This is a genomic window from Serratia sp. 2C06 (genome assembly GCF_050037615.1).
Taxonomy (GTDB): domain Bacteria; phylum Pseudomonadota; class Gammaproteobacteria; order Enterobacterales; family Enterobacteriaceae; genus Serratia; species Serratia ureilytica.
The window spans coordinates 5,152,978-5,163,097 of record NZ_CP188299.1 but is presented as its reverse complement, the minus strand read 5'-3'; the positions used below and the strand labels follow the sequence as shown (position 1 = coordinate 5,163,097).

Annotated in this window: 7 protein-coding genes; 2 read left to right on the top strand and 5 right to left on the bottom strand. The window is 60.8% G+C overall.

The window, feature by feature from the left end; translation table 11 throughout:
• Positions 1-433 precede the first annotated feature (433 nt).
• Positions 434-1,744 carry an MFS family transporter gene (locus tag ACP3TA_RS25190; protein WP_033644171.1) on the top strand — a complete coding sequence of 437 codons (1,311 nt, stop codon included), beginning with the start codon at positions 434-436 and terminating at the stop codon, positions 1,742-1,744.
• A 36-nt stretch (positions 1,745-1,780) separates the two neighbouring features.
• Here ACP3TA_RS25190 and pssA read toward each other — a convergent pair whose 3' ends face one another.
• The 4 genes from pssA to trxC all read right to left on the bottom strand — a co-directional run bounded on the left by pssA (position 1,781) and on the right by trxC (position 7,209).
• Entirely contained in the window at positions 1,781-3,136 is a 1,356-nt protein-coding gene (gene pssA, locus ACP3TA_RS25185; protein WP_033651624.1) for a CDP-diacylglycerol--serine O-phosphatidyltransferase, read from the bottom strand.
• 152 nt (positions 3,137-3,288) lie between these two features.
• Complete coding sequence (locus ACP3TA_RS25180; RefSeq protein WP_033644169.1) at positions 3,289-5,937, bottom strand: bifunctional acetate--CoA ligase family protein/GNAT family N-acetyltransferase; 2,649 nt, start codon at positions 5,935-5,937, stop codon at positions 3,289-3,291.
• A gap of 42 nt (positions 5,938-5,979) precedes the next feature.
• Entirely contained in the window at positions 5,980-6,675 is a 696-nt protein-coding gene (locus tag ACP3TA_RS25175) for a tRNA-uridine aminocarboxypropyltransferase (RefSeq protein WP_163966759.1), read from the bottom strand.
• Between the two features lie 114 nt (positions 6,676-6,789).
• On the bottom strand, positions 6,790-7,209 hold the full coding sequence (gene trxC / locus ACP3TA_RS25170; protein ID WP_004928868.1) for a thioredoxin TrxC: 420 nt from the start codon (positions 7,207-7,209) through the stop codon (positions 6,790-6,792).
• A gap of 207 nt (positions 7,210-7,416) precedes the next feature.
• Here trxC and ACP3TA_RS25165 point away from each other — a divergent pair, with 207 nt between their 5' ends.
• The gene (locus tag ACP3TA_RS25165) at positions 7,417-8,505 is read left to right on the top strand and encodes a tRNA/rRNA methyltransferase (protein WP_426784478.1); all 1,089 of its coding nucleotides are present in this window, start codon (positions 7,417-7,419) and stop codon (positions 8,503-8,505) included.
• A gap of 60 nt (positions 8,506-8,565) precedes the next feature.
• On the opposite strand, the gene emrB is transcribed toward ACP3TA_RS25165, so the two are convergent.
• A complete protein-coding gene (gene emrB / locus ACP3TA_RS25160; RefSeq protein ID WP_033644166.1) occupies positions 8,566-10,104 on the bottom strand; it encodes a multidrug efflux MFS transporter permease subunit EmrB in 1,539 nt (512 codons plus the stop codon).
• Positions 10,105-10,120: the final 16 nt, after the last annotated feature.

The window sequence follows — 10,120 nt, the reverse complement described above, 5'->3', positions numbered from 1 at the left end:
CAAAGCAAAAAGCCTCATGCGAAAGCATGGGGCTTTTTGTTTTGTCTGTTATCTGGCGTTCTGCTCGAGCATGGGCATGCGAAAGGCCCGTCGGGAACGGGCCTTAACGCCGCGTGCGGCGGCCCCGGAGGGGAGAGTCTCAGGATGAGACGAATTGTGTAGGACACTGCCAGGCATCAAATAAAGCCGAAAGCCCTGAACTGACGTTCAGGGATTTTTGCTGTGCGTAAAATGGAAAATCCCCGTTGTAATCCGCTTCAGCTTTCATCGTACTGTTTAATATTCATCACAAAACCAACGCATTGTTTCTCTGAATGTCAGATATTCTTCGTCCGCTATTAAGTTTGGCTGTTAACTTATAAATAACAATAAAGTAACAACCAGGGCGGCAGGAAGCCAAATTTCATCATTGTTATGGCTCGGAGAATACATCATGACAGAAACAACATCGGCTCTTGGGGATGAGCACGGCGTCGAACAGGGGGCGCTGGATAACAAGAAACGCATTTTCGCTATCGTCGGGGCTTCATCAGGCAATCTGGTGGAGTGGTTTGATTTTTACGTTTACTCCTTCTGTTCCATTTATTTTGCCGCCTCGTTCTTTCCAGCGGGCAACAGCACCACGCAGCTGCTGCAAACCGCTGGTGTTTTCGCCGCCGGCTTCTTTATGCGACCTATCGGCGGTTGGCTGTTCGGCTATATTGCCGACAAGCATGGCCGAAAAAACTCCATGCTGCTTTCAGTCTGCATGATGTGCGCCGGATCGCTGGTGATCGCCTGCCTGCCGACGTATGAATCGATCGGCAGCTGGGCGCCGGCGTTGCTGCTGATCGCCCGCCTGTTCCAGGGGCTGTCGGTAGGGGGAGAATACGGCACCAGCGCGACCTATATGAGCGAGGTGGCGATCAAGGGGCGACGCGGCTTTTACGCCTCGTTCCAGTACGTGACGCTGATCGGCGGGCAACTGTTGGCGTTGCTGGTCCTGGTGATCCTGCAGCAGATATTGCCCGCCGAAGAGCTGAAAGCCTGGGGATGGCGCATTCCGTTTGCCCTGGGGGCCGTGTTGGCGGTAGTTGCGCTGTACCTGCGCCGTTCGCTGAATGAAACCTCCGATGCGAAGACGCGTAACCACAAAGATGCCGGTTCGCTGACGGGCCTGTGGAAAAATCGCAAGGCGTTCCTGATGGTGCTGGGCTTTACCGCCGCCGGTTCGCTGACCTTCTACACCTTCACCACCTACATGCAGAAATATCTGGTGAATACCGCCGGTATGGACGCCAAGCTGGCCAGCGCCATCATGACCGTCGCGCTGTTCGTCTTTATGCTGCTGCAGCCTGCGGTAGGCGCGTTTTCGGACAAAATCGGCCGTCGCAGCTCGATGTTGATCTTCTCGGCCTTTGCCACGGTGTTGACGGTGCCGATCCTGTTCGCTCTGAAAGAGGTGAGTAATCCTTATATGGCGTTTGGCCTGATCGTGCTGGCGCTGTTCATCATCAGTTTTTACACCGCGATCAGCGGGCTGCTTAAAGCCGAAATGTTCCCGCCGGAGGTACGTGCTTTAGGGGTGGGCTTGTCTTATGCGGTGGCGAACGCCATGTTCGGCGGCTCGGCGGAATATGTCGCGCTGTCGCTTAAATCGTTTGGCGTGGAGAACGCTTTCTTCTGGTATGTCTCCGGCATGTGCCTGCTGGCGCTGCTGGTCTCGCTCCGGTTGCATCGCAAAGGCAAGGAGATACAGCTGTAATAAAAACCCCGGCCTTGGCCGGGGTCAGCATACCGCTTACAGGATACGGCTGATCAGCCGATCGATACGGATACGGCGCAGACGCCGAATCAGCTTACGCACCTTGATCGGATACTGCTGAATGCTTTGCAGTTCCTGATAATGGCCGACTACAGTGGTATGAGTACGGATGCATTCCAGCTCTTTCTGCCGTTGCTCGCGCAGCTCTTGCTTGGGATCGTGGATCAGAATGGCGTTTTCCAGATCCAGCCGCCAGGCGCGCGGGTTGAGGTTATTGCCGGTAATCAGCTGCCACTCTTCGTCTACCCACATGCCTTTCAGGTGATAGCTGTTATCGCCATCCTTCCACAAACGCACGATCAGTTGGCCGGTGTCGATGTAACGCTGCAACCGGCTCAGGAAGCGGCGCAGGTTGATCTCATACAGGTAGGGCAGCGCGCCGATGATTTTGAACGGCTGGTCTTCCGGAATATAGAAATCGTTGGCGGTTTTATCGCCGACGATGATTTCTACCTGCTTGCCTTGTCGCAGCAGATAAATGATGTTGCGCACCAGCAGCGCCGGCAGGTTGAAATAGGGGGTGCACAGCGTCAGTTTCTGGTCGGTGCATGACATCAGGTGATGAATGGTTTTATTCAGCACGCTTTGTTTGCCTAGCCCAACCATCGGCGTCACCGCCAGCTCATCGTTGCCGGCTTTGCCGCGGAAGTGGTAACCGGCGCGGCGTAGGGCGAAACGGAACAGACGGGTTTCGTTTTTGATCTCCGGGCTTTTCGGCCGATCGCTGCGATCCAGGCGTTGTACGGCGCCGGCGGTGAGCAGATGCTGCTTGATGTAATCGATCAGGGTATCGGCCAGCACGCCGTTGGCGATCAACTGGTAGCGATCGTAACGGTATTTCTCATGCTGATGCAGATAGACGTCGTTGATGCTGGCGCCGCTGTAGATAACGGTATCGTCGACCACAAAACCTTTCAGATGCAATACGCCCAGCGCTTCGCGAGTATTGACCGGCACGCCGTAGATCGGCACCGACTGTTCCGGATGCTGGCTGGCCATGGCGCAGTACCAGTCGGCGTTGGTATTGGCGGCGGCGGCGCCGATGCGCCCGCGCTGTGCGCGGTGCCAGTCGACCAGCACGCAGATTTCCAGCTCGGGCCGCCGCTGCTTGGCTTGATACAGCGCGTTGAGGATCTCACGCCCGGCGTCGTCATGCTCCAGATACAGAGCCACCAGATAGATACGTTGGGTGGCGTTGGCGATGGAATCCAGCAGCGTGGCGCGAAAGTCGGACGGCGCGTACAGAGTACGAACATCAGCAACCGTCTGGGGGAGTTTGGGCAGTTGTGCAAGGTGTTGTTGATGTTTGCTACGTTTAAATTTTGACAACATCACAGTGCGCTTCTTCTCTCATGATTGATGGCCGGAACGCCACAGACTTAAAAACAATAAACCGAATAATCGGGCGATAATACCATTAGTTGCCTCGATTGTGCGTATGTTTTGGCGTTAAGTGGTGGATTCGTAGCGCATTGCGACGCAGGTCACTGCGCGTCGTCGGCCTGCAGCGGCAGCGTCAGATTGACGATGCCGTCCTCAAGCTGCACCTCGATGCCAAAGCCCAACCGCTGCGCCAGCGCGATCATGCCGCGGTTATTCGGCATGGTGATACCGCTCAGGCGGGTCAGGCCATGCGCGCGCGCATAGGCGATCATTTTCTCCAGCAGCTGGCGGCCGAGCCCCACGCCTTTTAGGTCGGAACGTACCAGCACGGCGAATTCGGCGTCGGTGTTGTCCGGATCGGACAGCGCGCGGGTCACGCCGATAATCTCGTCTGCCCGCACCGCCACAAAGGCCATTTCCCGATCGTAGTCGATCTGCGTCATGTTGGCCAAATCGTCATGGGTAAACTCGTTGATCTCGCTGAAGTAGCGATAATAGAGGTCTTCCTTGGTCACCCGGTCGATGAAATGCTTCAGCGCCGGCTCGTCTTCCGGCAGGATAGGGCGGAACAGGCATTGGCTGCCGTCTTTCAGCGCGATGGTCTCTTCCAGCTCATGCGGATAAGGCCGAATCGCCAGCCGCGCCTGCGGATCGCCGCTGAACGGTGCGAGCTGCATCGAAACGTCCAGCAGGGTGAACTCGCTGCCGGAAGCCAGCACCGGGTGAATATCCAGCCGGGCGATCTCAGGGCAGTCAAGGATCAGGTTGGAAACCTGCACCAGCAAGCGGCTCAGCCCGGGGATATCTAAAGGCCGCAGTGCGCTGCGCCCGCGGATCTTGCCGCCTTTCACCGCCTGCAGCACCAGATAACGCGCCAGCGCCATATTCAACGGCGGCAGCGCGACCGCGACCTGATTTTCCTGGCGCCACTCTACGCCGCCTTCACCCAGCATGATCAACGGGCCGAAAATGGCATCCTGCTCCACGGCGATGCGCAGCTCCTGGGCGCCGGCGCGGTTGGCCATGCTCTGCACCAACAGGCCGTGGATGCGCGCCTGAGGATAGGTACGCTTCACGCGGTCGAGGATCGCCTCCGCCGCGCGCTGCACTTCGGTCGCGGTGCGCAGGTAGAGCATCACGCCCTGAACTTCCGACTTGTGCGGGATATCCGGCGAGCGCAGCTTCAGCGCTACCGGGTAGCCGATCTGCTCGGCGATGTGCACCGCTTCGGCGCTGTCTTCGGCGATCCAGGTCGGCAGGGTGCTCAGGTCATAAGCCTGCAGAATGGATTGCACCTCGTGGGTATCCAACTGGGTGGCGCCTTCGGCCAGCGCCTGATGGATCAGGCGGTGAGCGTCGGCGGTATTGGCGGTCAGGCCGACCGGCAGCGCCGGCGTCTCCTTCAGCTGCTTCTGGTTGCGGCGGTATTCCACCATATGCATAAAAGCGGTCACAGCGCCTTCCGGCGTGCGGTAAGTCGGAATGGCGGCCTCGGTAAACAGCCGGCGTGCCTCTTGCGAAGAGTATTCGCCGCACCAGTTGGTCAGCAGCGTGATGCGCTTGCCGCGCGCATGGCGATGCAGCGCGTCGATCAGCCGCTGCGCCGTGGCAGTGCCGGGCGCAGCCGCGCTCGGCGCGTGGATCAGCAGCAGCGCGTCATAGTCGTGGCTGTCGAGCAGCGCTTCGAGAGCCGCCAGATAACGCTGCGGCGTGGCGTCGTCGCGCAGGTCGAGCGGGTTGCCGGCGCGAATGAAGTCCGGCAGCGCGTCGCTCAGCGTCGCCAGGCTCTCCTCGCTCAGCGTCGCCAGCTTGCCGTTGCGGCCGAGCAGTTCGTCCAAGGCCATCGCCGCCGGCGCCGCCCCATTGCTGACGATCATCAGCCGTTCGCCGCGCAGCGGATGCATATGGCTGAGGGTTTCCACCGCCGAGAACAGCTCATGGGTATCCTGGACGCGCAGCAGGCCGGCGCGCTGGATGGCGGCGTCATAGGCGGCGTCCAGCCCCAGTTGGCTGTTGAGCAGTAATTGCGCCTGTTGGCTACGGCCGCTTTTGATCACCAGAATGGGCTTGTTGCGCGAGGCGCTGCGCGAGGCGGAGAGAAAGCGCCGCGCATCGCTGATGTTTTCCAGATACAGCAGGATGGCGCTGGTCTTGCTGTCGCGCGCCAAAAAGTCGAGCAGGTCGTCGACGTCGATATCCAGGCTGTCGCCCAGCGCGATGAAATAGGAGAAGCCGACTTCGCGCTGCTGCGCCCAGTCGAGAATGGTGTTGGCGACGGCGGCGGACTGCGAGATAAACGCCAGCTTGCCCTTTTGGATCGGCACCGGCGAGAAGCTGGCGTTGATGCCTTGCCACGGCGCCAGCAGCCCCAGACTGTTGGGGCCCAGCAGCCGCATGGCGTAACGCTGCGCGCAGGCTTTGAGCTCGGCGAACTGTTCCGGCGGCGAAGAGAGCACGATGGCGGTTTTGCAGCCGCGTTGGCCCAGCGCTTCAATCAGCGCCAGATTACGGCTGGCGTGGGTGCAGATGATCGCCAGATCCGGCGTCAGCGGCAGGCTGGCGACGTCGGGATAGGCCATGACGCCGCATACCGCCTTGTAGCGCGGCGTCACCGGCAAGATGGGCCCGCCGAAACCGCCGGCCAGCAGGTTGCTCATCATCAGGTTGCCGGCGCGGCCCGGCTGCTGCGAAGCGCCCAGCACGGCGATCGATTTGGGACGTAGTAGCGCTTCTAACCCTCGCTGGCTCATGCACGGCTCCTTTTGGCAACGTTACGCCTGATTTTAGGCGCTTTATGGCTGCATTGCTGTGACCGGTGCCTCCGGTCGGGTCGGTTTTCCCGCCAGATACTGTTGACGGAAATAGCGGAAATGCTGATTCAATCCGTCGGCGGCCGGCATATCGCCCGCCTGTTGCAGCAGGGCGGCGGCCACTTCCGCCGTGCAGTGTTGCTCGGCGCGGCTGGCTTCGCGCAGCTGGTAGGCCGATGCGGCGTCGACGTTGAGTGAAAACACCGGGAATTGATTGAGATACGGGCTTTTACGGAACATTTTGCGCGCTTCCGCCCAGGTGCCGTCCAGCATGATGAACAGCGGCGGTTTGCCGCCGACGGGCAGTTCGCTGAACACCGGCCGCTCGGCGTCGGCGTAGGACGCGGGGAACACCACGTAAGGCTGCCGTGTCGGATCGTTGATGGCCGCCAGCAGAGCGGGATCGACCTCGGTACGCGACCAGAGGAACGCCTGGGTGTCCGGCAGGATATCGGCGATCAGGCGCCCGGTGTTGCTGGGCTTGAGCGGCTCGGCGCCGAACATGATCAGGCAGAAACGGCTGCCGGCCTGCTGCGGGCGAATGGTGTCGCACAGGCAGTTCTTATGCGGCAGCAGGCACCCCTGACAACGCGCCACCCGGCAACCGCGCGCCAGAAAGGGGCGGGTGGCGCGGTCTAAACGGAATTGGCGCAGGCGAAGTACGGCGTTGTCGGTCATAACGATCCTGGGGAAAAACCGCTATTGTAACGCAGAAAAAAGCCCGCCGGGAGGGGCGGGCTCGATCGGGGCGCGTTCGCGCGCGATGGCGGGATACGGCCTATACTTGCCGAATCACACTAACTCGTTGAGCCAGTTGTCAAACGGCGCCTTCGGCATCGCGCCGTTGAGCATGTCGACCATCTTGCCCTGACGGAACACCATGATGGTCGGGATGCTGCGGATGCGGAAACGTGCGCTCAGTTCCGGCTCGGCTTCGGTGTTCACTTTCACGAAGCGCACTTTGCCGGCGCGCTCTTCGGCCACGTCTTCAAAGATCGGCGCAAAGCTGCGGCACGGGCCGCACCACGGCGCCCAAAAATCGACCACGACCGGCAGATCGTCCTGCAGCAACTGGTCCAGCGTGGCGGCGGTGGCGTTGATCACTTCACCGTCGAAGAGCTCATGGCCGCAGCGGCCGCATTTCGCGTTGTCCGCCAGACGTTCTTCCGGCACACGGTTGGTGGCATTGCAAGCTGCACAAACTGTATTCATGTTGACCTCGGGTACTGAGAAAGCCGGGTCCCCGCAACGCGGTTGCGGAGATGTTTCTTTAATGCTGACGATTATCGGCAAAACCCGGCGCATGAACAATGAGGTTTGTTCAATGGATGTGATAGTTGGGAGCTTTTAGCGCAAGTTGGTGGCTTCATGCACCAACATCAGGTAATCTTCGCGCCCTGCGCGTTGGTGGAGAAGACAATGAACGATTCATTTAGTGGCAAGAACGGTAAGGTCAAAGTGATGTACGTCCGCAGCGACGACGACAACGGCGACGACCGCAACAAGAATAAACGTCCGGCCGGCAAAGGCCGTCCGGCTGACGGTGCGCGCTCGGGCCGCACCGGTCAAAACAAGGCGCGCGGCGGCAATGACCGTCGCGGAGCCGATTCCCGCCGCAGTGAAAGCGATCGTCCTCGCCGTCCGGCGCGCTCTGAAGATCGCGGCGGCAACGAGTCGCCGTGGAGAACCGTGTCGCGCGCGCCGAGTGAAGAGCCGGCGTTCGATCACGGCGGCATCAGCGGCAAAAGCTTTATCGATCCGGAACAGCTGCGCCGCCAGCGCGCGGAAGAAACCCGCGTTTACGGTGAGAACGCCTGTCAGGCGCTGTTCGCCAGCCGTCCGGAAGCGATCGTGCGCGCCTGGTTCGTGCAGTCGGTCACGCCGCGCTTTCGTGAAGCGCTGCGCTGGATGGCGGCTAACCGCAAAGCCTACCACGTGGTGGATGAGGAAGAGCTGGCCAAGGCTTCCGGCACCGAGCACCACGGCGGCGTCTGCTTCCTGATCAAAAAGCGTCAGGGCCTGGATGCGCAGACCTACCTGAAAACTGCGCCGGCGACCGACTGCGTATTGGCGCTGGAAGAAGTCGGCAACCCGCATAACCTGGGCGCCATCGTCCGTTCGTGCGCCCACTTCGGCGTCAACGGCGTGCTGCTGCAGGATCCGGCGTTGCTGGAATCCGGCGCGGCGGTGCGTACCGCAGAAGGCGGCGCGGAGCACATCAAGGCGATCAACGCCGATGATTTCCTGTCGGTGCTGGATACCTTCCGCAAGGCGGGTTACACCATCGTCACCACCTCCAGCCACAAAGGCACCGCGCTGGCGCAGGCCAAGCTGCCGGCCAAGATGGTGCTGGTGCTTGGCCAGGAGCGCGACGGCCTCAGCGACAGCGCTTGGCAGCAGGGCGATATGAACGTGTCTATCGGCGGCACCGGCAAGGTAGAAAGCCTGAATGTTTCCGTGGCGACCGGCATTCTGCTGGCGGACTGGTGGCGTCAGAATCAGGCGTGATTTTCATTACATCGAATAAAAAAACGGGCGCCTCAGGGCGCCCGTTTCGTTTATTGAAGCTTAGTGAGCGCCACCGCCCCCGCCGCCGCCGGAGCTGAATGGCGGTTTCGCTACCCACACCAGCGCCAGCAGCACCAGGAATACCCCGGCCGACAGCCAGAAAATCTCGTTGGCGGAGATGATCAGCCCCTGTGCCGTGATCTCGTTGGCGATGTAGGCCGACGCCTGCTGCTTGCTCATGCCGAGCTGCTCGAGCTGCCGGTACATCTCCTGCGACTGCGGATTGTACGGGTTGACGAACTCCGTCAGCTGCGCGTGATGCTGCGATTCGCGCTGCGTCCACAGGGTGGTGGTGATAGAGGTGCCGATCGACCCTGCCAGGGTTCGCGTAAAGTTCGACAGGCTCGATGCCGCCGCCATGCGTTCCGGCGGCAGGCCGGACAGCGTGATGGTGGTCAACGGCATGAAGAAGCAGGCGATGGCGAAACCTTGAACGAACTGCGGCCAGGCCGAAGCGCCGAAGTCCATGCCCGGTTCAAACGTATAGGCGCGCCAGTAGAAGCACACGGCATACATGATGAAGCTGAAAGTCACCAGCTTGCGCATGTCGAGCCGGTTGCCGAACTTACCGATGATCGGCGACAGCAGCACCGGGATCAGCCCGACCGGCGCCGACGCCAGCCCCGCCCAGGTGGCGGTATAGCCGTACACCTCTTGCAGCAGCTGCGGCAGCAGAACGATGGCGCCAAAATACAGCATGTACGCCAGGCTGATGCACAGACAGCCGATGGTAAAGTTGCGCGACTTGAACAGCGACAAATCCACCACCGGATGATCGTCCGTCAGTTCCCAGACCACCAGGAACAGCAGCGCCACGACCGCCACGACGGTCAGGGTGATGATCTCGGTCGAGTTGAACCAGTCCAGCTCCTTGCCCTGATCGAGCATCACCTGCAGCGAACCGATGCCGACGATCAGCAGCACCAGGCCGACGGTGTCGATCGGCTTGATCTCGGTTTTGGTTTCTCGCCCCTTCAGCGTCGCCATCGCCGCCAGGATAACGAAGGCGCCGATCGGGATGTTGATGAAGAAGATCCAACCCCAGTGGTAGTTGTCGCTGATGTAACCGCCGAGAATTGGCCCGAAGATCGGCGCGACGATCACGGTCATCGACCAGAGCGCCAGGGCCATCGCTCGCTTGGCGGGCGGGTAGTTGTTCAGCAACAGGCTCTGCGACAGCGGGATCAGCGGCCCGGCCACCACGCCCTGGATCACGCGGAAGAAGATCAGCATGCCGAGGCTGTTGGAGATGCCGCACAGCCAGGAGGCGAGAACGAACAGCGCGGTGGACCAGAGGAACAGCCGCACTTCGCCGATGCGCTTCGCCAGCCAGCCGGTGATCGGGATCGAGATGGCGTTCGCCACGCCGAACGAGGTGATCACCCAGGTGCCCTGCGAGTTGGAAGACCCGAGGTTACCGGCAATGGTGGGGATCGCCACGTTGGCGATGGTGGAGTCCAGCACCTGCATGAAGGTCGCCATGGCGAGCGCGACCGTCATCCAGGCAAGCTGGGCGCCTTCAAGCGGTTTCTGTGGCAAGATGGCCTCCCGCGCG

Coding starts and splice junctions, on each gene's coding strand:
- ACP3TA_RS25190 (WP_033644171.1), top strand. CDS start 434: ATGACAGAAACAACATCGGCTCTTGGGGATGAGCACGGCGTCGAACAG.
- pssA (WP_033651624.1), bottom strand. CDS start 3,136: ATGTTGTCAAAATTTAAACGTAGCAAACATCAACAACACCTTGCACAA.
- ACP3TA_RS25180 (WP_033644169.1), bottom strand. CDS start 5,937: ATGAGCCAGCGAGGGTTAGAAGCGCTACTACGTCCCAAATCGATCGCC.
- ACP3TA_RS25175 (WP_163966759.1), bottom strand. CDS start 6,675: ATGACCGACAACGCCGTACTTCGCCTGCGCCAATTCCGTTTAGACCGC.
- ACP3TA_RS25165 (WP_426784478.1), top strand. CDS start 7,417: ATGAACGATTCATTTAGTGGCAAGAACGGTAAGGTCAAAGTGATGTAC.
- trxC (WP_004928868.1), bottom strand. CDS start 7,209: ATGAATACAGTTTGTGCAGCTTGCAATGCCACCAACCGTGTGCCGGAA.